This is a genomic window from Streptomyces sp. Y2F8-2 (assembly GCF_014905555.1).
GTDB lineage: Bacteria > Actinomycetota > Actinomycetes > Streptomycetales > Streptomycetaceae > Streptomyces > Streptomyces cynarae.
The window spans coordinates 307,510-329,632 of sequence record NZ_BNGS01000010.1 but is presented as its reverse complement, the minus strand read 5'-3'; the positions used below and the strand labels follow the sequence as shown (position 1 = coordinate 329,632).

Below are 22,123 nucleotides of genomic sequence, written 5' to 3'. Positions count from 1 at the left end.
CGGGTGCCGTGTCGCTATGGGGTTCCCCCAGGTGGGGGCGCGGGTGCGCCTATTCGCCATTGAGCTGTTCGCCTTTCGGCGGGTGCCGCCTCGCGGCTCGTCGCGCCCACGCGGCGGAGCCGCACATCGACACGGCCCCGCGCCCCAGGAGTGCGCTCAGCCCCCCATACGTGAAACGTTCCGTTCGTACACCAACCGCAGGCCGATCAGTGTCAGCCACGGTTCGTGTTCGTCGATCACCGCCGACTCGCCCAGGACCATGGGAGCCAGACCGCCCGTCGCGATGACCGTGACGTCGTCCGGGTCGTCCGCCAGTTCTCTGGCCATGCGGGTGACCACGCCGTCCACCTGGCCCGCGAAGCCGTAGACGATGCCCGCCTGCATCGCCTCGACCGTGTTCTTGCCGATCACCGCGCGCGGCCGGGCCAGTTCGATCTTGCGGAGCTGGGCGCCGCGCACCCCCAGGGCCTCGACGGAGATCTCGATGCCGGGGGCGATGACGCCACCCGCGTACTCGCCGCGCGCCGAGACCGCGTCGAACGTCGTCGCCGTGCCGAAGTCCACCACGATCGCCGGGCCCCCGTAGAGCTCGACCGCCGCGACCGCGTTGATGATGCGGTCCGCGCCGACCTCCTTGGGGTTGTCCATCAGGATCGGCACGCCGGTCTTGATGCCGGGTTCGACCAGGACGGCGGGGACGTCGCCGTAGTAGCGGCGGGTCACCTCGCGCAGTTCGTGCAGGACGGACGGGACCGTCGAGCAGATCGCGATGCCGTCGATGCCCTCGCCCAGGTCCTCGCCGAGGAGCGGGTGCATGCCCATCAGGCCCTGGAGGAGGACCGCCAGCTCGTCGGCCGTGCGGCGGGCGTCGGTGGAGATGCGCCAGTGCTCCACGATGTCCTCGCCGTCGAACAGGCCGAGGACGGTGTGCGTGTTGCCTACGTCGATGGTCAGCAGCATGGGGCCCTACCTACTCCGCCGCTCGCAGGTCCAGGCCGATGTCCAGGATCGGGGAGGAGTGCGTGAGCGCGCCGACCGCCAGGAAGTCGACGCCCGTGTCCGCGTACGCCTTGGCGTTCCCCAGGGTCAGGCGGCCCGAGGCCTCCAGCAGGGCGCGGCCCTTGACGATGGCCACCGCCTCCTCGCACTCGGTGGGCGTGAAGTTGTCCAGGAGGATCAGGTCCGCGCCCGCGTCGACGGCCTCGCGCAGCTGGTGCAGGGTGTCGACCTCGACCTCGATCGGCACGTCCGGGAACATCTCCCGGACCGCCTGGAAGGCCTGGACCACGCCTCCGGCCGCGACGACGTGGTTGTCCTTCACCAGGGCAGCGTCCGAGAGGGACATGCGGTGGTTGACGCCACCGCCGCAGCGGACCGCGAACTTCTCCAGGGAGCGAAGGCCCGGCGTCGTCTTGCGGGTGTCCCGTACGCGGGTCTTGGTGCCCTCCAGGGCGTCCGCCCACGCGCGCGTGGCCGTCGCGATGCCGGACAGGCGGCACAGGATGTTCAGCGCGCTGCGCTCGGCGGTGAGCAGGTCCCGGGTGCGGGTGGTGACGGTCAGCAGCTTCTGGCCGGCCTCCACCCGGTCGCCGTCGTCCACGTGGCGCTCCACCTCGAACTCGTCGGTGCACACCACGGAGATGACGGCCTCGGCGACCCTGAGGCCCGCCACGACGCCCGCCTCGCGCGCGGTGAAGTCGCCGGTGGCGACCGCGTCCTCGGGAATCGTCGCGACCGTCGTCACGTCCACGCCGTGGTCCAGGTCCTCCTGGATGGCGACGCCTGCGATGTCCTCGACCTCCACCGGGTCGAGTCCGGCGTCGGCCAGGAGCTGGGCGAGCGCGGGGTCGAGCCCGCACTCCAGGTATTCCTCGTCGCCGTCCGCGCCGCAGGCGCAGCCGTCGCCGCAGCCGCCGTTGGAGGCGAGAGGGAGGTCGGGGGTACTCACTTCGGTCACTGCTCCTGGGGACGCTGGAAGGTCGGGGGGAAGTCTGCGGTGTCCGTGGTGTGCACGGCCAGCGATCGGTCCGGATTCAGCCGTACGACGATGTGGCGGCGCCAGTTCGCGTCGTCGCGGTCGGCCCGGTCCTCGCGCCAGTGGCAGCCGCGGGTCTCCTCGCGCAGGAGGGCGGCGGCCACCAGGACGCGGGCCACGCACAGGAGGTTGGTGGCCTCCCAGGTGTCGACGCCGGGCTCGGCGGTCTTGCCGTTCTCGTGGAGGGCGTCGCGGGCCTCGGTGTGCAGCCGCTGGAGCTGGTCGTCGGCCTTGGCCAGGGATTCGGCGGAGCGCAGCACGCCCGCGCCCTCCGTCATGATCCGCTGGATCGCGAAGCGGGCCTCGGGGCCGAGCAGCGGGTGCGCCGGCTTCTCCGAGTACGGGACCGGCTCCGGCACGCGCGCGTGGAGGCCGTTCTCCGTCTGGTCCCGGGCGATGTCGGCGGCGATGCGCTCGGCGTAGACCAGGCCCTCCAGGAGGGAGTTGGACGCGAGCCGGTTGGCGCCGTGGACGCCCGTGCAGGCGACCTCACCGCACGCGTACAGGCCCGGCACGGTGGTCCGGCCGTGGGAGTCGGTGCGCACGCCCCCGGAGGCGTAGTGGGCCGCGGGGGCGACCGGGACGGGCTCGGTGACCGGGTCGATGCCGTTGGCGCGGCAGGCGGCCAGGATCGTCGGGAAGCGGTGCTCCCACATCTCGGCACCGAAGTGGCGGGCGTCGAGGAACATGTGCTCGGCGTCCTGCTCCTGCATCCGGCGCATGATGCCCTTGGCGACGATGTCCCGGGGCGCGAGCTCCGCCAGCTCGTGCTGACCGACCATGAAGCGCACCCCGTCGGCGTCCACCAGGTGGGCGCCCTCGCCGCGGACCGCCTCGGAGACCAGGGGCTGCTGCCCCTCCGCGTCCGCGCCGAGGAACAGCACGGTCGGGTGGAACTGCACGAACTCCAGGTCACTGACCTCGGCGCCGGCGCGCAGGGCGAGCGCCACGCCGTCGCCGGTGGACACCGAGGGGTTGGTGGTCGCGGAGAAGACCTGGCCCATGCCGCCGGTGGCGAGGACCACGGCGGGCGCGTGCACGGCGCCCACGCCGTCGTGCTGACCCTCGCCCATGACGTGCAGGGTCACGCCCGCGGTACGGCCGTCGGCGTCCGTGAGCAGGTCCAGGACCAGCGCGTTCTCGATCGTGCGCAGCCCACGCGCGCGTACCGCCTCCACCAGCGCCCGGGAGATCTCGGCGCCGGTCGCGTCGCCGCCCGCGTGCGCGATGCGGCGGCGGTGGTGGCCGCCCTCGCGGGTGAGCTCGATGCCGCCCTCGTCGTCGGTGTCGAAGTGCGCGCCGGTGGAGATCAGCCGCCGTACGGCGTCGGGGCCCTCGGTGACGAGGATGCGGACGGCCTCCTCGTCGCACAGGCCCGCGCCCGCGACCAGGGTGTCGTCCAGGTGCTGCTCGGGGCTGTCGCCCTCACCGAGAGCCGCCGCGATGCCGCCCTGCGCCCAGCGGGTGGAGCCGTCGTCGAGGCGCGCCTTGGTGACGACGACCGTGTTCAGGCCGGCGGCGTCGCAGCGCAGCGCCGCGGTGAGACCGGCCACGCCGGAACCGACCACCACGACGTCGGCGGGGATGGACCAGCCCGGGGCGGGCGCGTGCAGTCGTATGCCTGTGCCGGTCACGAGGCGGCTCCGTGAGGGTCGACGGGTTCGGGTGCTCCGAAGGAGAGCGGGATGTTGTCGATCAGCCGGGTCGTCCCGACCCGGGCGGCGACGGCGAGGACCGCCTCGCCGGTGAAGTCGTCGGGGACGTCGGTGAAGTCCGACGGGTCGACCAGTGCCAGGTAGTCCAGGACGAGTGGCGGGTCCAGCTGGGCGGCCTCGTCCAGGACGAGCTTCGCGGCGGCGCGGACGGCGGCGGGACCGCCGGGCGCGGCCTTGGCGACGGCGTGCGCGTCCGCGGCGGCACGCGACTCGCCTATGGCGCTCAGGGCCTCGGCACGCGCGTGCGTCGCGGGCACCTCCAGGGCACGCGCGCGCAGCGCCTCCTGGGCGGCGTGCCGGTCGCGGCCCGCGAACAGGGCACGGGACAGGGCGAGCGCGGTGTGCCGCTCCTGGGGCGAGAGGTAGCGGTTGCGGCTGGACAGGGCCAGCCCGTCCTCCTCGCGCACGGTGGGCACGCCGACGATCTCCACGCCGAAGTTCAGGTCCCGCACCATCCGGCGGATCAAGGCGAGTTGCTGGGCGTCCTTCTGCCCGTACAGGGCCACGTCCGGTCGGGTGAGGTGGAGCAGCTTGGCGACGACGGTGAGCATGCCGTCGAAGTGGCCCGGGCGGAAGGCACCTTCCAGGCGCTCGCCCATGGGGCCGGCGGAGATCCGCACCTGGGGCTCGCCGCCCGGGTAGACCTCGTCCACGGACGGGGCGAACACCACGTCCGCGCCGGACTGCTCGGCGACCTTCAGGTCGGCGTCCAGGGTGCGCGGGTAGCGGTCGAGGTCCTCGCCCGCGCCGAACTGGAGCGGGTTCACGAAGACGGTGACGATCACGAGGCCCTTGCTGCCGACGTGCTTGCGCGCCGCCCGGATCAGGGTGGCGTGGCCCTCGTGCAGAGCGCCCATGGTCATCACGACGGCGGTGCGTCCCGGCACCGCGTGGTGGTCCTGGACGTACCGCAGGTCGTCCACCGTGGGAGCGAGTTCGAAGGGGCGGCGGCTCATCGGTCTTCCCCGTTCTCGGGCAGGTCGGTGCCGTCGGCGAGGACACCGAGCAGGTCCTCGGCCAGCTCCGGCTTCAGCAGTCCGTGGGCCAGGGCCCGGTCGGCGGTGGCGCGGGCCATCGCCAGGTAGCCGGCGACGGTCTGGGGGGCGTGCCTGCGCAGCTCCGAGACGTGCGCGGCGACCGTGCCCGCGTCTCCGCGCGCGACGGGGCCGGTGAGCGCCGCGTCGCCGGAGCGCAGCGCGTTGTCCAGGGCGGCGCCGAGCAGCGGGCCGAGCATGCGGTCGGGGGCCCCGACGCCCGCCGCGCGCAGCAGCTCCATGGACTGGGCGACCAGGGTGACCAGGTGGTTGGCGCCGAGGGCGAGGGCCGCGTGGTACAGCGGGCGCATCTCCTCGGCGACCCACTCGGGCTCACCGCCCATCTCGATCACCAGGGCCTCGGCGGCCAGCCGCAGCTCCTCCGGCGCGGTCACCCCGAAGGAGCATCCGGCCAGGCGCTGGACGTCCACGGGCGTGCCGGTGAAGGTCATCGCGGGGTGCAGGGCGAGCGGCAGGGCCCCGGCGCGCAGGGCGGGGTCGAGCACGCGCGTGCCGTACCGCCCGGATGTGTGCACGAGCAGCTGGCCCGGACGTACGGCCCCCGTCTCGGCGAGGCCCTCCACGAGGCCCGGCAGGGTGTCGTCCGGGACGGTCAGCAGGACCAGTTCGGCGCGCTCCATCACCTCGGAGGGCGGCACCAGCGGCACGCCCGGGAGCATCTGCTCGGCGCGCCGTCTGGAGGCGTCCGAGACCCCGGAGACGGCGACCGGGCGGTGCCCGGCGAGCTGGAGCGACGCGGCGAGCGCGGGGCCGACCCGGCCGGCTCCGACCACGCCCACGGTGAGCCGCGCGGGGCGGTCCTTGGGGTCTGGCTGCTGGACTGTACTCACTCGACGGTGGCCTTCCCGTTCCAGTCCGCTCTGGGTACCGGACGATTTCTCGTCATGTTAACGCGATTGGGGGGCGAGGCGGCCGGTTGTCCACAGGCTGTGGGTTCCCGCAGGTGGTGGCCGGTATGGAAATCGGGGTGCCGCGGGGGCGGGCGCGCGGGATGATCCCGGGATGAGGACGAGGGCGGAGGGGGACATGGCGCGAACGGCTGAACAGGTCGCCGGAGAGCCGGCTCGGGAGGGCGGGGAAGACACGGCGGAGTCACCCGAGGAGCTGCGGCGACGGCTGCGGGAACGCCGGATCGCCGCCTACCGGGGCGCGGGGCGCGTGCTGGCGCGGCCGGGGTTCCTGGGGACGCTGCGGGAGCGGCTTGCACTGCTCGACGGCGCGGAGGGCCTGCACGACCTGGACCAGGCCGGGGACATGTACGGCACGGGGATCGTCGAGGCGCTGGAGGAGAAGGTCGCCGGGCTGCTGGGCAAGGAGGCCGCCGCCTTCTTCCCGACCGGGACCATGGCCCAGCAGGTGGCGCTGCGCTGCTGGGCCGGCCGCACCGGCGACCGGACGGTGGCCCTGCATGCGCTCGCCCACCCCGAGGTGCACGAGCGGAAGGCGTTCAGCGAGGTCAGCGGGTTGCGCCCGGTGCGCGTGACGAGCGAGCCCCGGCTGCCGACCGCCGAGGAGGTGCGCGACTTCGAGGAACCCTTCGGGGCGCTGATGCTCGAGCTGCCCCTCAGGGACGCCGGTTTCGTCCTGCCCTCCTTCGAGGAGCTCACCGAGCTCGTCGAAGCGGCGCACGAGCGCGACGCGGTGGTGCACTTCGACGGCGCGCGCCTATGGGAGACCACGGTCCACTTCGACCGTCCGCTGGAGGAGATCGCGGGCCTCGCGGACAGCGTCTACGTGTCGTTCTACAAATCTCTCGACGGGTACGGCGGCGCGGCGCTCGCGGGCCCCAGGACCCTCGTCGACGAGGCGAAAACCTGGCGGCACCGCTACGGCGGCGCGGTCTTCCAGCAGTTCCCGACGGTGCTGTCGGCCCTGGCGGGACTGGAGCGGGAACTGCCCCGGCTGCCGGAGTACGTGCGCCACGCGCGCGTGGTCGCCGCCGCCCTGCGCGAGGGGTTCGCGGCGGCGGGACTGCCGTGGGCGCGGGTGCACCCCGACCCGCCGCACACCCACGAGTTCCAGGTCTGGCTGCCGTACGACACGGACGTCCTCGCTCAGGCCGCCGTCCGCCAAGGCGAGGAGACGGGGACGCTCCTGTTCGCCAACCCCTGGGACCGCGGCGGTCCGGGCCTGGCCTTCACCGAGGTCTACGTACGCGCCGCCGCCCTGGAGTGGACGGCGGACGACGTGAAGAAGGCGGCGGTGGAGTTCGTGGAGCGGCTCCCGGGTGTCGACGCGTCCGTTTGACGGCCTCCGTCAAACAAGGGCGGCTCTGTCAGTGGCGGGGTGCACCATGAGGCCATGAGCGTGGACATCGACATCAGCGGGCTGCGGCCGGAGAGGGTTTCCGTCGTGCCCTCTCCCCTGGCCGAGCTCAGCATGGCGCTGCACGCACTGGCCGAGCCGGGGCACCATCCGGGCCTTCAGGGATGGGTGACGGGCGTGACAGCCCGGCTCGACCCGCACCTGGCCGACCGGATGTGCGAGGCCGACTTCCTGTGGCGGACCACGTTCTCGGACCTGTTCCTGCCCTACGCGGGCATCCCGGGCCGCGCGGCCCTCCCCGGTGCCACCCTCACCGAGGACATGGACCTGCTGGACAAGCTCAGCGACGAGCAGTTCGTGGACGCGGCCCTGGAGTTCACCTGCGCCACGTGCTACAGCACGCCCGGCCCGACGGCGCTCTCGGACGCCGGGCTACGGGGGCGCGCCCTGGAGCTGGCCGCCGCGCGAGGACCTCGCCAACTGCGCTTCACCGAGCGGCTGCTGGCCGACCCACCGCGCACTCGGGCCTGGCTGCGGCAGTTCCTCCAGGACTGCGACGAGGCGTTCTTCGCCGACGCCTGGTCCCGGCTGCGCCACCAGCTCGCCGCGGACGCCCGCCACAAGACGGACCTGCTGCGGCGCAAGGGTCTGGCGGAGGCGCTGGCGGCCGTTTCGCCCGCCGTGACGCTGGACGAGACGAAGGCCAGGATCCTCGTGGACAAGCTCGGTGAGGGCCGCACCACCACCGGGGACGGCGGCCTGCTGCTCGTCCCGACGAGCCTCGGCTGGCCGCATCTGATGGTCCTTCACCGCCATGGCTGGCAGCCCGTGCTGCACTACCCGGTGGCGTCGCCCGAGCTGTCGGCGCCGCCCTCGCTGGAGCAGCTGACCCTGCGGATGACCGCCCTGTCCCACCCGGTGAGAATGCGCATCTGCCGCCATCTGGCCCGCAGCGCGTACACGACGAGCGAGCTGGCGCAGGCGCACGGGATGACCGCCCCCGAGATATCCCGGCACCTGGGCGTCCTGAAGAAGGCCGGTCTGATCACCACCCGCCGCCGCGGCCGGTACGTCCTGCACCAGATGGACGTCACGGCGGTGGCCCGGCTCGGCAGCGACTTCCTGGAGGGCATCCTCAGGTAGGCGCGCACCGGCCCGGGGCCGGCCGCAGCTCAGTGGTGGCTCAGCCGTGCCCGCCCGCCCGGACGAGCCCCGTCTCGTAGGCGAGGACGACCACCTGTACCCGGTCCCTGAGCCCCAGTTTGGTCAGGATGCGACCCACATGGGTCTTCACGGTCGCCTCGGACAGCACCAGCCGGGCCGCGATCTCGCCGTTGGACAGGCCCTGGGCCACCAGCACCATGACCTCGCGCTCGCGGTCGGTGAGCCGGTCCAGCTCCTTGTGCCGTGGCTCGGTGCTGCCGCCCGGCAGCATCGGTGCGAACCGGTCGAGCAGGCGACGGGTCGTGGACGGCGCGACCACCGCGTCGCCGCTGTGCACGGCGCGGATGGCGGCGAGCAGTTCGCCGGGCGGCACGTCCTTGAGCATGAAGCCGGAGGCGCCCGCCTTCAGCCCCGAGAACGCGTACTCGTCGAGGTCGAACGTGGTGAGGATCAGCACCTTGGGCGGGTTCGGGTCCGCACAGATACGGCGGGTCGCCTCCACGCCGTCCAGCTTCGGCATGCGCACGTCCATCAGCACCACGTCGACCTCGGTCGAACGCAGCACCTGAAGGGCCTCCACGCCGTCACCCGCCTCCGCGACGACCTCCATGTCCGGCTGGGCGTCCAGCACCATCCGGAACCCGGTGCGCAGCAGCACCTGGTCGTCGACGAGCATCACGCGGATCGGCATGGCGGGGGTCCTCCGGTCGGGTGTCGGGCGGGCTGGGGCGGGCACGTGTCAGTGGGCCGGTTTCAGCGGAAGCAGGGCACTGATGCGGAAGCCTCCTCCTGGGCGGGGGCCCGCGTCCAGGGTTCCGCCGACCATGCCGACGCGCTCCCGCATGCCGATCAGACCGTGGCCCTGGCCGTCGAGGCCGCCCTCCTCGTAGAGCTCGTGCGGGGCGCCCTTGCCGTCGTCCTCGACGAGCAGTCCGAGGCCGTCGTCGAAGTACACCAGGCGCACGCTGGCGCCCGCGCCCGGCCCCCCGTGCTTGCGGGTGTTGGTGAGCGCCTCCTGCACGATGCGGTACGCGGTCAGCTCCACGCCGCTGGGCAGCGGGCGCGGGGTGCCCTCCACCTTGAAGTCGACGGGCAGGCCCGAGCTGCGGCACTGCTCGACCAGCTCGTCGATCTGTTCGACGTCGGGCTGCGGGACGTACTCGCCCTCCTCCTTGTGCTCGCCGGTGCGCAGCACGCCGAGCAGACGGCGCATCTCGGCGAGCGCCTGACGGCCGGTGGTGGAGATCGTCTCCAGGGCCTTCTTCGCCTGGTCGGGGGCGGTGTCGAGGACGTAGGCGGCGCCGTCGGCCTGCACCACCATCACCGAGACGTTGTGTGCGACCACGTCGTGCAGCTCGCGGGCGATACGGGCGCGCTCGGCGGCGACCGCGACCTTGGCCTGCGCCTCGCGCTCCTTCTCGAGCCGGGCGGCACGCTCCTCCAGCTGGGCGAAGTAGGCGCGCCGGGTGCGCAGGGAGTCGCCGAGGACCCAGGCGAGCGCGAAGGGCACGGTCTGGAAGACGGCTATCGCGATGTTGCCGAGGGCGCCGGAGTGGTGCTCCGGCCAGCGGATCGTGGCCAGGGTGCCCGCGCTCAGGCCGGCGATCAGGCCCACGCGGGAGGCCCAGCGGGCGCCCAGAGCGGCGACCGTGTAGATGATCACCAGCATGGCGAAGTCGGCGATCATCGACTGCTCGTCCAGGACCAGCTGGGCCAGGCCCATGCCGGCGGCGACGATCAGCATCTTCTCGGGCATACGGCGGCGCAGCGCGACGACGAGGCAGAGCACGGCGGAGACGGCGAGCCCGACCGGGAGCGATCCGTGGTGGTCCGGCGCCCCGTTGAGATTCGTCAGACTCACGCAGGAGAGCCCGAACAGGACGACGGCCCAGAAACTGTCGACCCAGGTGGGATGCCTGCGGAGGAAGTCATAGAGGCGCTGCACGTAACCCAGAGTAGGGAAACGCGCAGGGTGCGGGGGTCAACCGGAGGACCGATCCGTGACGGACACACGTACTCCGCAAGGTGGATACCTGCCGGCACCCCTTGGTCGGAGATGCCTGGCGAAGATGCGCCTAGCCTGACCCCGTGGACCAGCGGCTGAGCGGTGAGTGGCGGGGATGGCGGGCGGCGGCTGAGGAGGCGCTGTACGGGGCGGACGGGTTCTACCGGCGGCCCGAGGGACCCGCCGCGCACTTCCGCACGTCCGTGCACGCCTCGCCGCTGTTCGCCGTGGCCGTGGCCCGGCTGCTGTGCCTGGTCGACGAGGCGCTGGGGCGGCCGGCCGAGCTGACCTTCGTGGACATGGCGGCGGGGCGGGGCGAACTGGTCGCCGGAGTCCTGGACGCGCTGCCCGGGGACGTGGCCGCCCGCACGCGCGCGTGCGCCGTGGAGGTCGCCGGCAGGCCCCGGGGCCTGGATCCCGGGATCGAGTGGCTGGCCGAGCCACCGGAGAAGATCACCGGGCTGCTGTTCGCGAACGAGTGGCTGGACAACGTGCCGGTCGAGGTCGCGGAGGCGGACGCCGACGGTGTGCCCCGGCTGGTCCTGGTCCGGCGGGACGGGACGGAGCGGCTCGGGGAGCCGGTCACGGGAACGGAGGCCGCGTGGCTGGAGCGCTGGTGGCCGCTGTCCGCCGAAGGGGCCAGGGCCGAGATCGGCGCGCCGCGGGACAGCGCGTGGGCCGCCGCGGTCGCCACCGTGGACCGCGGGCTGGCCGTCGCCGTCGACTACGCGCACAGGGCGGAGGCCCGGCCGCCGTTCGGGACGCTCACCGGGTTCCGCGCGGGCCGGGAGTGCGCTCCCGTGCCGGACGGCTCCTGCGACATCACGGCGCATGTGGCCCTGGACGCGTGCGCCCTGCCGGGGGCACGCCTGCTGACCCAGCGTGACTCGCTGCGAGCCCTCGGGATCACCGGCGCACGCCCCCCGCTCACCCTCGCCTCCACCGACCCCACCGCGTACGTACGCGCCCTCGCGCACGCCGGAGCCGCCGCCGAACTCACCGCGCCCGGCGGCCTCGGCGACTTCGGCTGGCTGCTCCAGCCCGTGGGCATCCCGGAGGCGGCCCTGGCAGGACTCGAAGGCTCGTAGGCCACGAAAGCTCGTAGGCCACGAAGGCTCAAAGGGCTCGACGGCCACGGGGCTCGGCGGCCGGGAGGCCTCGAACGGCCGGAAGGCCTCGACGGCCTCGAACGGCTCGGGAAGCTACTTGTCGATGTCCCCGACCACGAAGAACATCGACCCCAGGATCGCCACCATGTCCGCGACCAGCGTGCCCGGCAGCAGCTCGGTCAGCGCCTGGATGTTGTTGTACGAGGCCGAGCGGAGCTTGAGCCGGTACGGGGTCTTGTCGCCCTTGCTGACCAGGTAGTAGCCGTTGATGCCGAGCGGGTTCTCGGTCCAGGCGTAGGTGTGGCCCTCGGGCGCTTTGAGCACCTTGGGCAGGCGCTGGTTGACCGGCCCGGGCGGCAACTCGGCCAGCCGGTCCAGGCACGCGTCGGCCAGGTCCAGCGCGTTGTGCGTCTGCTCCAGCAGGCACTCGAAGCGGGCCAGGCAGTCGCCCTCCTGCCGGGTGACGACCCTGAGGGTGTCCTGGAGTTCCCCGTAGGCCAGGTACGGCTCGTCCCGGCGCAGGTCGAAATCCACACCGGACCCGCGCGCGATCGGCCCGCTGACGCCGTACGCGTGCACGGTCTCCGGCGCGAGGACGCCCACGCCCCGGGTGCGCCCCCGGAAGATCTCGTTACCGAGCACCAGGTCGTCGAACCGGTCCATTCGGGAGCGCACGTCACGGACGGCGGTACGCGCGCGTGCGGTCCATCCGGCCGGAAGGTCCTCCTTGAGCCCGCCGACCCGGTTGAACATGTAGTGCATGCGGCCGCCGGAGATCTCCTCCATGACGTTCTGCAGCTCCTCGCGCTCCTGGAACGCGTAGAACACCGGCGTGATGCCGCCCAGCTCCAGCGGATAGGAGCCGAGGAACATCAGGTGGTTCAGGACCCGGTTCAGCTCCGCGAGCAGCGTGCGCATCCAGACGGCGCGCTCGGGCACCTCCATGCCGAGCATCCGCTCGACGGCGAGGACCACGCCCAGCTCGTTGGAGAAGGCGGAGAGCCAGTCGTGGCGGTTGGCCAGCATGATGATCTGGCGGTAGTCGCGCGCCTCGAACAGCTTCTCCGCACCGCGGTGCATATAGCCGATGACCGGCTCCGCGTGCCTGATCCGCTCGCCGTCCAGCACCAGCTTCAGCCGCAGCACACCGTGCGTGGACGGGTGCTGGGGCCCGATGTTGAGCACCATGTCGGTGCTCTCCGCGGCGCCGCCGATCCCGACCATGGTCTCCGTCGTAGGAGTCATGGACACAGTGTCTCGTACGTACGCTTGCGCCATGGAAACGGGGACGGTGAAGACGGACGGGGAGCCCCTCTGGACAGGTCTGCCACCGGGGCTGCTGAGGATGCGGCGGATGCTGCTGGTGGTGTGGCTGGGGCTGGGGACCGTTGTGGTGGCGCTGCTGCCGGGGCTGCTGGCCGGGCCGGTGTGGGCGCTGTTCGCACTGCTGCCGCTGGCCGGGCTGGCCTGGGGCTGGGTGCTGCTCGGCCGCAACTGGCGCTCCTGGCGGTACGCCGAGCGCGCCGACGACCTGCTGATAAGCCGGGGCGTGCTGTGGCGGGAGGAGACGGTGGTGCCGTACGGCCGCATGCAGCTCGTGGAGGTGACCTCCGGTCCCGTCGAACGGCACTTCGGGCTGGCGAGCGTCCAGCTGCACACGGCCGCCGCCGCGACGGACGCCAGGATCCCGGGGCTGCATCCGGCCGAGGCGGAGCGGCTGCGGGACCGGCTGACCGAGCTGGGCGAGGCCCGATCGGCGGGGCTGTGAGCGACAGCGGGGCACAGCCCGGCATACCCGAGGGGCAGCGAGGTGCCGAGCGGCGGCTGCATCCGGTGACCCCGCTGCGGCGCGCCTGGGCGCCGGTCGCCGTGGTCGTCGGCTGGGCCGTGCACGACCCGAACCAGGCCCAGGAGCAGCTGGCGAAGCTGACGGCGACCGCGCTCCTCACCGGGCTCGCGGTCCTGGTGCCGGCCGCCGCCCTGTACGGCTTCCTCAGCTGGTGGTTCACGCACTTCTCGGTGACCGACACCGAACTGCGCATCCGCACGGGCCTGCTCTTCCGCCGTACCGCGCACATCCGTCTGGACCGGCTGCAGGCCGTCGACGTGAGCCAGCCGATGCTGGCCCGCCTAGCGGGTGTCGCCAAGCTGAAGCTGGATGTCGTCGGCACCCACAAGAAGGACGAACTGGCCTATCTCGGCCAGGGGGAGGCGCGGGCGCTGCGGGCCGAGCTCCTCGCCCGCGCGGCCGGCTTCGCCCCCGAGACGGCGCACGAGGTCGGCGAGGCGCCGGTACGGCGGCTGCTGCACGTGCCGCCGGGCGACCTGGCCGTCTCGCTCCTCCTCATCGGCGCCACCTGGGGCTCGCTGCTTGGCGCCCTGGTCGTGCCGGCGCTGGTGTGGCTCGGCACGCACAGCATGGGGGCGGTGCTGGCCGCCGGGGTGCCGTTGATCGGCGGCGCGGCCACCAGGTCGGCGGGGCGTTTCGTGCGCGCGTACGACTGGACGGTGGGCGAGTCGCCGGACGGGCTCCGTATCGACCACGGGCTGCTGGACCGGTCGCACGAGACGGTGCCGCCGGGGCGCGTGCAGGGCGTACGGATCGTGGAGCCGCTGCTGTGGCGGAGGCGCGGTTGGGTCCGGGTCGAACTGGACGTGGCGGGCTCGTCCAACTCGGTGCTGGTGCCGGTCGCCCCGCGCGCGGCCGCCGAGTCGGTGATCGCCCGGGTACTGCCCGGGGTGGCGGTGCCGACCTCCCCGTCCCGGCCGCCGCGGCGCGCGGCCCGCTGCCTGCCGGTGTGGTGGCGCGGCCAGGGACTGGCCGTCACCGAGACGGTGTTCGCCGCCCGGGGTGGCCTGCTGCGGCGCACCCTGTCCCTCGTCCCGCACGCCAAGGTGCAGAGCGCACGGCTGACGCAGGGGCCGTGGCAGCGGCTGTGGCGGGTCGCCGACGTGCACCTGGACACCGGCGCGAACAAGACGGTCACTGCGCGCCTCAGGGACGCCGAGGAGGCGGCGGCGCTGTTGTACGCGCAGGCGGACCGGTCGCGCACGGGGCGGCGGGACGCGCGGCCGGACCGGTGGATGGCCTCGTAGGCGACAGCGCCACCACGTGACGAGGGACGACGTGAGGAGTGAGCACGTGACGACGTGGGGGCGGCGGCACTGGTGTGCCGCCGCCCCTCATCACGCCCTGGCGGGTTCAGGAGGCCGCGGTCCGCAGCCCCTGCACGTCGATCCGCTCGGTCTCGTCGTGCGCCGTCAGGTCGATGACCTGTCCGACGGCGCGCGCCTCGGGGTCCGCGGACTTGAAGCCGGACTCGGACTCCGCCTTGTGCACCGCGAGTGCCTCCTGGCCGACGACGTCCGCGAGGTCCTCGTTCTGCACGGACTCCAGGCTCTGCCGTGACTTGGTGCCGAAGAAGTCGAACCCGCCCTCGACGGCCGGGCGCGGACGCGGGGCCGACGGTACGACGGCCACGGCGGTCGGCACCGTGAAGTGGCCGGTGGTGTGGGCCGACTGGGCGGCGGGGGGCTGGGGCTGCTGTTCCGTCGAGGCGGCCGGGTGCTCCTGCTCGGCGGCCGGCTCGCCCTCGGTCTCCGCCCCGGTGCCGGCCTCGGGGGCCTCCTGGGCGTCGGAGGCGTCGGGGTCGGCGGAGGCGCGCTCGCCGCCGTCGTCATCCGGGCCGTCCTTCGTCGGGGAGTCCTTCCCGCTCGCCGCCCCGGCGTCGGCGTCAGGCTCTTCGGCCACGCCCGCGGCACCGCCCCGGGCAAGCCGTGCCAGCGCCTCGTTGGCCGCCGCGAAGAGCGCCGGTCCCTCCGGGGAGAACGCCCGGGGCGCGGACGGCGCCGGCCCGGCGTCCCCGGCCGGCTCGGTGGCGGGCGCCTCAGCGACCGGCGCGGACAGCTCCGGCGCAGCGGGCGCGGCCTCGATCGCCAGCCGGCGGCGGCCCTCCAGGGCGCTGGCGCGCTCCGTCTCCGCTGTGGCGTACCGCCGCAGCAGGGCGGCGTGCTCGTTGCGGAGATTGGCCAGTTCCGTGCGCTTGGCGCGGAGCCTCTGCTCCAGTTTGGCGCGCAGTTCGCGCGACTCCTCGAGGTCGGTCTCCAGCTCGGCGACACGCTCCTCGTGACGCCATTCGTCGCTCGCCCGCGCGCGCGTGAGGTCGGCGACGCGTTTGCCCGCGGCCAGATCCCAGCGGCGCATGACGACCGAGCCCAGGATCGTCGTGACCGCGGCACCTGCGGCCAGCACACGGAGCACCAGCGGCTCCGTGAACAACCAGGGCCCCACGGCGCAGACGACCGAGACGCCTGCGATCACCGAAGGAGGCAACAGCCTGTGCAAGGGTGGGGAATGACGGTGACGTCCACGTGGCATGGCCAGAAACTTACCGCGCGTAGGCGAATGATGGTGCCACGCCCGGTAAAAATGCGGCCACACCGCAACGTTCACACAGTCCCACCGCCATCGGAATGGGAACAGGCGGCTTGCGAATCCGCGCGATTCCCTTCGGCGCCGATACGCCGACGATCTTGCCAGTGGTCCCGGGGGCAGGTATCGACCGCCCTGCCAGGCCCTTCCCGTGGCACGGCAGTCGTCTTCCCGGGGCCGCCGGGACCCACTTTCAAGATCATTCATCGGGAGGCCGTGATCCCGATCTCCCGCCCGGGCTCCCGCGCCCGAAAGCGAGTCAGGTGAGCTCGACCCGCCCGTCTTGGGATTGCGCGGAATTCCCGTCCGAGCCGCCGCCTATTCGGCCGCTCAGCGGTCGCTGAGCCGCCCGCTCAACCACTGCAACGCGGCCGGGATCTCGCGCCGCCAGGTGTTGAAGTTGTGGCCGCCGCTGTCGAGGATGATCGACGAGATCCGGGTCGACTTCCTGGCCTTCACCGCGTCTATGAACTGGAGCGTGGACTTGTAGTCCTTCTCGCCGGCCTTGCTGCTCGTGACGAGCAGTGAAGTGTCGGGAGCCTTCAGGTGCTTGATGCACCACATCAGGTCGGCGCGGTTCTCCAGGTCCTTCTTCCCGCCGAACAGGTCGCCCGTGGTCGGGTCGACCGCCGCCTTGTAGTACGGCGACAGACCCGCCCCGGCGGCGTACGTGAGCGGGTGGTGCATCGCCATCTTCAGCGCGCAGTAGCCTCCCGTGGAGTCGCCGATGATGCCCCAGCCGTAGGGGATCGGTCCCACCCGGTAGTGGGACCGGACCGCGTAGGGGAGGTCCTTCCCGAAGAACGTCTCCGTCTGCGGTCCACCCGGGATGTCCGCGCATTCCGTGTCCCGCGGCGGCGCGACGGTCGGGCGCATCATCACCAGGATCATCGGCTGCATCTTGCCCTTCTTGGCCAAGTCCTGCGCCGTCTGCGGGTAGTGCAGCCCCTTGACGAGCGCCGCGGTCGTCCCCGGGTAGCCCGTGAGGACGACGGTCACCGGGAACGTCCTCGCGCGGTACTGCGGCTGGAAGTACTCGGGCGGCAGGTACACCAGTGCCGATGTGGCGATGTGGGAGCCACTCCCCGTTATGGCGACCTTCTGGATCTGGCCGCCGATCTGCGGCTTCCCGCCGCCCGGCACGGGCACCGTCTGGGTGCCCATGACCTGGAGGGGCCCGCCGCCCGACCCCGCGGTGCCACCGGCGAGGACCACGCCCTGCTCGTTCTCCTGGCCGAGCAGATCCGCCCAACTGGCGTAGAAGCCGAAGGTCTGGTTGGCGAACAGCCCGAGGGACGCGAAGATCGACAACTGAGTGGCGAACAGCAGACCGACCCGTCCACTGACGGCCCGCCAGTTCCGTCGTGCCAGACGTGGCCAGTACCACACCGTGCCGACGAACAGCAGCACGGCGAACACAATCGCCAGCGCCAGCACCTTGTTGCTCGTGAGACCCATGGGCTCTTTCCTGCCTGCGCTTTCCATACGGCCGCGGGGCCCGCCCCCGCGGTTTCGCCGGCCCTTGCCCCAGACTTTCCATCGGCTTTGAACCAGCTTTGTGATGGGGAGTGAACCTCTCTCCCCGAGACACCGTCCTAGAGGGCGCAATGTCGCCGGATGCCCCGATCGGCACCGGGCTCAAGGTCTCTCGCAGAACTACGGGATGCGATGTCTGTCAGGATAGATGGGGAAAAGTCTGGTGAGGTTCCGGAGCGATCACGTGTGGTGCGACGCATACTCCGCGGCCCGCGTCCGGAGGCCGTGCCCACGCTGATCGCCAGGGCCTGCACCCTCGTGGGAGTCCTGGACATCGCCGGTGGCGTGTTCCCCCGCTTCCGGCACAGCCGTATGCACCGCATGGCCGAGGTGCTGCCCGGCTCGTTCGGGCCCTTCGCCGCGGCCCTGTCCCTGAGCGCGGGCGTCCTGTTGCTGCTCCTGGCCCACGGGCTGCGCCGGCGCAAGCGCCGGGCGTGGCGCGCCGCGGTACTGCTCCTTCCGGCGGGCGCCGTGTCGGAGTACGTCTACCGCCACTCGCTCATCGGCGTGCTCATCGCGGTGGCCCTGCTGGTGCCGCTGCTGCGCCACCGAAGCGAGTTCGCGGCCCTGCCCGACCCGCGCAGCCGCTGGCGCGCACTGGCCAACTTCATCCTCATGGGCGCCGGTTCCGTGGGTCTGGGCCTGGTCATCGTCAGCGTCCACGCGCACCGCATGGTCGGCGACCCGAGCCTGTCCGACCGCCTCGAGCACGTCCTGTACGGCCTGTTCGGCTTCGAGGGCCCGGTCGACTACACCGGCAACACCTCCTGGACGGTGGGCTTCTCGCTCGGCGCGCTCGGTCTGATCACCGCGATCACCACGATCTACCTGGCGTTCCGGCCCGAACACCCGGCCGCCCAGCTCACCGAGGAGGACGAGGAACGGCTGCGCGCCCTGCTGGACAAGCACGGCAGTCGTGACTCCCTCGGCCACTTCGCACTCCGTCGCGACAAGGCGGTCGTCTTCTCACCGAGCGGCAAGGCGGCGGTGACGTACCGCGTCGTGTCGGGCGTGATGCTGGCGAGCGGCGACCCGATCGGCGACGTGGAGGCGTGGCCGGGCGCCATCGAGCGGTTCATGGACGAGGCCAGGGTGCACTCCTGGACGCCCGCGGTCGTGGGCTGCTCGGAGACGGGCGGCGAGGTGTGGACCCGCGAGACCGGCCTGGACGCCCTCGAACTGGGTGACGAGGCGGTGGTGGACGTCAAGGATTTCTCCCTCTCCGGGCGCGCGATGCGCAACGTGCGCCAGATGGTGAAGCGCATCGAGCGCGCCGGTTACGAAACCCGGGTACGGCGCATCCGTGACCTCGGCGAGGGCGAGTTGGAGCGCATACGACGGGCGGCCGAGGACTGGCGCGGTACGGACACCGAGCGCGGCTTCTCCATGGCGCTCGGCCGTGTCGGGGACCCGGCCGACGGTGACTGCCTGATCGCGACGGCCCACAAGGCCGACGCCGAGGCGGGACCTTACGGCGACCTCAAGGCCGTCCTGCACTTCGTCCCCTGGGGCACGGACGGGGCCTCCCTGGACCTGATGCGCCGCGACCGCTCGGCCGACCCGGGCATGAACGAACTGCTGATCGTGGCCGCGCTCCAGGCCGCCCCGAAGTTCGGCATCGAGCACGTCTCGCTGAACTTCGCGATGTTCCGCTCGGCGCTGGCCCGCGGCGAGAAGATCGGTGCGGGGCCCGTGCTGCGGGCGTGGCGGGGGCTGCTGGTCTTCCTCTCCCGTTGGTTCCAGATCGAGTCCCTGTACAAGTTCAACGCCAAGTTCCAGCCGCGCTGGGAGCCGCGCTTCATGGTGTACGCCTCCACCCGCGACCTGCCGCGCATCGGCTTCGCGGTCATGCAGGCCGAGGGCTTCGTGAACCTGGCCCTCCCCCGCGTCCTGCGCCGCACGCCCCGGGCACCGCGCCCGTGCGCGCACGGCTTGGCGGAACGCGGAGTACGGACCCCCAGCCGCGCCTGACAAGCCCCAACAGGCCCGGTCGGGGCCCCGATCCCCCCGGGCCTCACCAGGCCGTCCCCGGAGCCCGGCCGCAGCCGGCCCACCGTGGTGGTCACCCGCCCCTGGAGCCGGGTGCGGTGGCTCGGCCCGTCTTTGCCACGCCCCCGACGCCGAGCTGATCCGAAAGACAGGTCCCGGGGGCCTACGCTGAACGTATGAGCACGAAGAGTGGGCGGGGCCGCGTGGCCGGTCTTCCGGTGTGGGACCGCTGTGCGGTCATGGGGGTCGTCAACGTCACCCCCGACTCCTTCTCCGACGGCGGCCGCTGGTTCGACACCACCGTCGCCGTCAAGCACGGCCTCGACCTGGTCTCCGAGGGCGCCGACCTCGTCGACGTCGGCGGGGAGTCCACCCGCCCCGGCGCCACCCGTGTCGACGAGGCGGAGGAGCTGAGGCGGGTGATCCCCGTCGTGCGCGGCCTCGCCTCCGAGGGTGTCACGGTCTCCGTCGACACCATGCGCGCCAGCGTCGCCGAGCAGGCCCTCGCCGCCGGTGCCGCCCTCGTCAACGACGTCAGCGGCGGACTCGCCGACCCCGCGATGATCCCGGTCGTCGCAGCCACGGGCGCCCCGTTCGTGGTCATGCACTGGCGCGGCTTCCTCCAGGGCGGCAACGTCAAGGGCGTCTACGAGGACGTCGTCACCGAGGTCGTGGACGAGCTGCACGCGCGCGTGGAGGCCGTCCTCGAGGGCGGCGTCGCCCCGGACCGCATCGTCGTCGACCCCGGTCTCGGGTTCTCCAAGGACGCCGAGCACGACCTGGCCCTGCTCGCCCGCCTCGACCGCCTGCTCGGCCTCGGCCACCCCCTGCTGGTGGCCGCCTCCCGCAAACGGTTCCTCGGCCGCGTCCTGGCCGGCCCCGAGGGCGCACCCCCGCCCGCACGGGAGCGCGACGCCGCCACGGCCGCCGTCTCCGCACTCGCCGCGCACGCCGGCGCCTGGGCCGTGCGCGTGCACGAGGTGCGCGCGACGGCGGACGCCGTACGCGTCGCCCGCGCCCTGGAGGACGCACGCACGAGCGGAACACCCGAAGGAGCCCGGTGAGCACCGCCCACACCGACGTGGAACAGGTCGAGCAGGCCAACACGGCCTTCTACGAGGCCATGGAGCGGGGCGACTTCGAGGAGCTGTCCTCGCTCTGGCTCACCCCCTCCGACCTGGGCGTGGACGAGGAGTACCACGACCCGGCCGACACCGGCGTGGTCTCCTGCGTCCACCCCGGCTGGCCCGTGCTGACCGGACGCGGCGAGGTCCTGAGGTCGTACGCGCTGATCATGGCGAACACCGACTACATCCAGTTCTTCCTCACCGACGTCCATGTCTCCGTGACCGGCGACACCGCCCTCGTGACGTGCACGGAGAACATCCTCAGCGGCGGCCCGTCCCCCGACGGCGGCGAGGAGCCGGGTCCGCTCGTCGGTCAGCTCGTGGTCGCCACGAACGTGTTCCGCCGCACGTCCGACGGCTGGAAGCTCTGGTCGCACCACGCCTCCCCCGTGCTGACCGAAACCAGTGACGACGAGGAGGACGACTCCGTCTGAGGGGTGGACGGCCCGCGCGAGTGGGTAGGCGGCCTGAAGTGGTCGGAATCACCTACTCCTGGGTATGGGCGGCTACCTGGCCATGAGCCACCGTGTTCCCCAGGGGAAACGCCCGACGAAACTTTCTGCCGGTGCTGTCGGCGCGCGCCCTCGTGGCCGACGCTGTCATTGCTCGCAGGTAGATTCGTTCGAGGCCGGTGTACCGTCCGCACCCGGTGAGAATCGGCCGCTACCGACGATTGCAGGAGTGATTCGCGTGGATCGTGTCGCGCTGCGCGGCCTGAAGGCCCGCGGGCACCACGGCGTGTACCCCAAGGAGCGCGAGGAGGGCCAGACCTTCATCGTCGATCTCGTCCTGGGCGTGGACACCCGGCCGGCCGCGACCGACGACGATCTGACGAAGACGGTGCACTACGGCGTCGTGGCCGAGGAGGTCGTCGCCGTGGTCGAGGGGGAGCCCGTGAACCTCATCGAGACGCTCGCGGAGCGCATCGCACTGTCCTGCCTGAAGCACGCCCCGGTCCAGGAGGTCGAGGTCTGCGTCCACAAGCCGGACGCCCCGATCACGGTCCCCTTCGACGACGTGACCGTCACCATCACCCGGAGCCGAGTATGACCGCCTTCTTCGCCGGGGGTCAGAGCGACCCGACCGTCCAGCCGGTGCCCGCCTCCGTCGTGGAGAAGGTGGACGCCGCCGACACCACCCTGCAGAACCCGAAACGGGCCGTGATCTCCATCGGCTCGAACCTGGGCAACCGCCTGGAGAACCTCCAGGGGGCGATAGACGCCCTGGAGGACACGCCGGGCGTCCGCGTCAAGGCGGTCTCGCCGGTGTACGAGACCGAGCCGTGGGGCGTGGCCCCCGGCAGCCAGCCGGCGTACTTCAACGCGGTGGTGGTCGTGAAGACGACCCTGCCCCCCTCCTCCCTGCTGGAGCGGGCGCACGCCGTCGAGGAGGCCTTCCACCGGGTGCGCGACGAGCGCTGGGGGGCCCGCACGCTGGACGTGGACATCGTCGCGTACGCCGACGTGGTCTCCGACGACCCGGTGCTCACGCTGCCCCACCCGCGCGCCCACGAGCGGGCCTTCGTCCTCGCGCCGTGGCACGACCTCGACCCCGAGGCCCAGCTGCCCGGCCGCGGCCCGGTGGCACACCTGCTCGACGCCGTCACCCGCCACGGGGTCACGCCCCGTGCCGACCTGGAACTCCGGCTGCCCGAGTAGTCGTTAAGGTCTACCGGGCCGGGGCCTCCCGGA

20 protein-coding genes are annotated in these 22,123 nt (G+C 72.5%); 10 read left to right on the top strand and 10 right to left on the bottom strand.

Features of this window, described 5'->3' with window-relative positions; all coding sequences use genetic code 11:
* Positions 1-156 precede the first annotated feature (156 nt).
* From SY2F82_RS30710 to SY2F82_RS30690, 5 genes are read right to left on the bottom strand one after another with little or no spacing between them, the layout of a single operon-like run.
* Positions 157-960 carry a type III pantothenate kinase gene (locus SY2F82_RS30710; protein WP_200422409.1) on the bottom strand — a complete coding sequence of 268 codons (804 nt, stop codon included), beginning with the start codon at positions 958-960 and terminating at the stop codon, positions 157-159.
* 10 nt (positions 961-970) lie between these two features.
* A complete protein-coding gene (gene nadC, locus SY2F82_RS30705) occupies positions 971-1,948 on the bottom strand; it encodes a carboxylating nicotinate-nucleotide diphosphorylase (protein WP_200422463.1) in 978 nt (325 codons plus the stop codon).
* Between the two features lie 5 nt (positions 1,949-1,953).
* Positions 1,954-3,669, bottom strand: a complete 1,716-nt coding sequence (locus tag SY2F82_RS30700; protein WP_200422408.1) for an L-aspartate oxidase — start codon at positions 3,667-3,669, stop codon at positions 1,954-1,956.
* The gene (gene panC, locus SY2F82_RS30695) at positions 3,666-4,706 is read right to left on the bottom strand and encodes a pantoate--beta-alanine ligase (protein ID WP_200422407.1); all 1,041 of its coding nucleotides are present in this window, start codon (positions 4,704-4,706) and stop codon (positions 3,666-3,668) included. The genes SY2F82_RS30700 and panC overlap by 4 nt, the downstream gene beginning before the upstream one ends.
* Complete coding sequence (locus SY2F82_RS30690) at positions 4,703-5,635, bottom strand: Rossmann-like and DUF2520 domain-containing protein (RefSeq protein WP_200422406.1); 933 nt, start codon at positions 5,633-5,635, stop codon at positions 4,703-4,705. The genes panC and SY2F82_RS30690 overlap by 4 nt, the downstream gene beginning before the upstream one ends.
* A gap of 196 nt (positions 5,636-5,831) precedes the next feature.
* On the opposite strand from SY2F82_RS30690, the gene SY2F82_RS30685 reads away from it, so the two are divergent.
* Entirely contained in the window at positions 5,832-7,052 is a 1,221-nt protein-coding gene (locus SY2F82_RS30685; RefSeq protein ID WP_200422405.1) for a low specificity L-threonine aldolase, read from the top strand.
* A gap of 54 nt (positions 7,053-7,106) precedes the next feature.
* Positions 7,107-8,213: a DUF5937 family protein gene (locus SY2F82_RS30680; RefSeq protein ID WP_200422404.1), complete on the top strand. Its 1,107-nt coding sequence runs from the start codon at positions 7,107-7,109 to the stop codon at positions 8,211-8,213.
* A 40-nt stretch (positions 8,214-8,253) separates the two neighbouring features.
* On the opposite strand, the gene SY2F82_RS30675 is transcribed toward SY2F82_RS30680, so the two are convergent.
* Positions 8,254-8,925, bottom strand: a complete 672-nt coding sequence (locus SY2F82_RS30675) for a response regulator transcription factor (RefSeq protein ID WP_200422403.1) — start codon at positions 8,923-8,925, stop codon at positions 8,254-8,256.
* A gap of 48 nt (positions 8,926-8,973) precedes the next feature.
* Complete coding sequence (locus SY2F82_RS30670; RefSeq protein WP_200422402.1) at positions 8,974-10,179, bottom strand: sensor histidine kinase; 1,206 nt, start codon at positions 10,177-10,179, stop codon at positions 8,974-8,976.
* A 143-nt stretch (positions 10,180-10,322) separates the two neighbouring features.
* Here SY2F82_RS30670 and SY2F82_RS30665 point away from each other — a divergent pair, with 143 nt between their 5' ends.
* The gene (locus tag SY2F82_RS30665) at positions 10,323-11,327 is read left to right on the top strand and encodes an SAM-dependent methyltransferase (RefSeq protein ID WP_200422401.1); all 1,005 of its coding nucleotides are present in this window, start codon (positions 10,323-10,325) and stop codon (positions 11,325-11,327) included.
* 114 nt (positions 11,328-11,441) lie between these two features.
* Here the strand turns inward: SY2F82_RS30665 and SY2F82_RS30660 are convergent, their stop codons facing one another.
* Entirely contained in the window at positions 11,442-12,593 is a 1,152-nt protein-coding gene (locus tag SY2F82_RS30660; RefSeq protein ID WP_200422400.1) for an NADH-quinone oxidoreductase subunit D, read from the bottom strand.
* Between the two features lie 31 nt (positions 12,594-12,624).
* On the opposite strand from SY2F82_RS30660, the gene SY2F82_RS30655 reads away from it, so the two are divergent.
* The gene (locus tag SY2F82_RS30655; protein WP_200422399.1) at positions 12,625-13,116 is read left to right on the top strand and encodes a PH domain-containing protein; all 492 of its coding nucleotides are present in this window, start codon (positions 12,625-12,627) and stop codon (positions 13,114-13,116) included.
* Positions 13,113-14,444, top strand: a complete 1,332-nt coding sequence (locus tag SY2F82_RS30650; protein WP_200422398.1) for a PH domain-containing protein — start codon at positions 13,113-13,115, stop codon at positions 14,442-14,444. Before SY2F82_RS30655 ends, SY2F82_RS30650 begins: the two co-directional genes overlap by 4 nt.
* 106 nt (positions 14,445-14,550) lie before the next feature.
* On the opposite strand, the gene SY2F82_RS30645 is transcribed toward SY2F82_RS30650, so the two are convergent.
* Positions 14,551-15,726 (bottom strand): hypothetical protein, encoded by a 1,176-nt coding sequence (locus tag SY2F82_RS30645; protein ID WP_200422397.1) that lies wholly within the window; start codon positions 15,724-15,726, stop codon positions 14,551-14,553.
* A 384-nt stretch (positions 15,727-16,110) separates the two neighbouring features.
* Positions 16,111-17,238: an alpha/beta hydrolase-fold protein gene (locus SY2F82_RS30640; RefSeq protein ID WP_200422396.1), complete on the bottom strand. Its 1,128-nt coding sequence runs from the start codon at positions 17,236-17,238 to the stop codon at positions 16,111-16,113.
* Between the two features lie 210 nt (positions 17,239-17,448).
* On the opposite strand from SY2F82_RS30640, the gene SY2F82_RS30635 reads away from it, so the two are divergent.
* The 5 genes from SY2F82_RS30635 (at position 17,449) to folK (ending at position 22,090) form a co-directional block, all read left to right on the top strand.
* Complete coding sequence (locus tag SY2F82_RS30635; protein WP_200422395.1) at positions 17,449-19,287, top strand: phosphatidylglycerol lysyltransferase domain-containing protein; 1,839 nt, start codon at positions 17,449-17,451, stop codon at positions 19,285-19,287.
* A 194-nt stretch (positions 19,288-19,481) separates the two neighbouring features.
* Positions 19,482-20,369 (top strand): dihydropteroate synthase, encoded by an 888-nt coding sequence (gene folP / locus SY2F82_RS30630; RefSeq protein WP_200422394.1) that lies wholly within the window; start codon positions 19,482-19,484, stop codon positions 20,367-20,369.
* Entirely contained in the window at positions 20,366-20,866 is a 501-nt protein-coding gene (locus tag SY2F82_RS30625; protein WP_200422393.1) for a nuclear transport factor 2 family protein, read from the top strand. Before folP ends, SY2F82_RS30625 begins: the two co-directional genes overlap by 4 nt.
* A gap of 256 nt (positions 20,867-21,122) precedes the next feature.
* Positions 21,123-21,482 (top strand): dihydroneopterin aldolase, encoded by a 360-nt coding sequence (gene folB / locus SY2F82_RS30620; protein WP_200422392.1) that lies wholly within the window; start codon positions 21,123-21,125, stop codon positions 21,480-21,482.
* Positions 21,479-22,090, top strand: coding sequence for a 2-amino-4-hydroxy-6-hydroxymethyldihydropteridine diphosphokinase (gene folK / locus SY2F82_RS30615; RefSeq protein ID WP_103840514.1), 612 nt, complete (start codon positions 21,479-21,481; stop codon positions 22,088-22,090). The genes folB and folK overlap by 4 nt, the downstream gene beginning before the upstream one ends.
* Positions 22,091-22,123: the final 33 nt, after the last annotated feature.

Excerpts from the sequence above, each read along its gene's own strand:
- SY2F82_RS30710 (WP_200422409.1), bottom strand. The coding sequence starts at position 960 with ATGCTGCTGACCATCGACGTAGGCAACACGCACACCGTCCTCGGCCTG.
- panC (WP_200422407.1), bottom strand. The coding sequence starts at position 4,706 with ATGAGCCGCCGCCCCTTCGAACTCGCTCCCACGGTGGACGACCTGCGG.
- SY2F82_RS30685 (WP_200422405.1), top strand. The coding sequence starts at position 5,832 with ATGGCGCGAACGGCTGAACAGGTCGCCGGAGAGCCGGCTCGGGAGGGC.
- SY2F82_RS30680 (WP_200422404.1), top strand. The coding sequence starts at position 7,107 with ATGAGCGTGGACATCGACATCAGCGGGCTGCGGCCGGAGAGGGTTTCC.
- SY2F82_RS30675 (WP_200422403.1), bottom strand. The coding sequence starts at position 8,925 with ATGCCGATCCGCGTGATGCTCGTCGACGACCAGGTGCTGCTGCGCACC.
- SY2F82_RS30660 (WP_200422400.1), bottom strand. The coding sequence starts at position 12,593 with ATGACTCCTACGACGGAGACCATGGTCGGGATCGGCGGCGCCGCGGAG.
- SY2F82_RS30655 (WP_200422399.1), top strand. The coding sequence starts at position 12,625 with ATGGAAACGGGGACGGTGAAGACGGACGGGGAGCCCCTCTGGACAGGT.
- SY2F82_RS30645 (WP_200422397.1), bottom strand. The coding sequence starts at position 15,726 with ATGCCACGTGGACGTCACCGTCATTCCCCACCCTTGCACAGGCTGTTG.
- SY2F82_RS30640 (WP_200422396.1), bottom strand. The coding sequence starts at position 17,238 with ATGGGTCTCACGAGCAACAAGGTGCTGGCGCTGGCGATTGTGTTCGCC.
- SY2F82_RS30635 (WP_200422395.1), top strand. The coding sequence starts at position 17,449 with ATGTCTGTCAGGATAGATGGGGAAAAGTCTGGTGAGGTTCCGGAGCGA.
- folP (WP_200422394.1), top strand. The coding sequence starts at position 19,482 with ATGAGCACGAAGAGTGGGCGGGGCCGCGTGGCCGGTCTTCCGGTGTGG.
- folK (WP_103840514.1), top strand. The coding sequence starts at position 21,479 with ATGACCGCCTTCTTCGCCGGGGGTCAGAGCGACCCGACCGTCCAGCCG.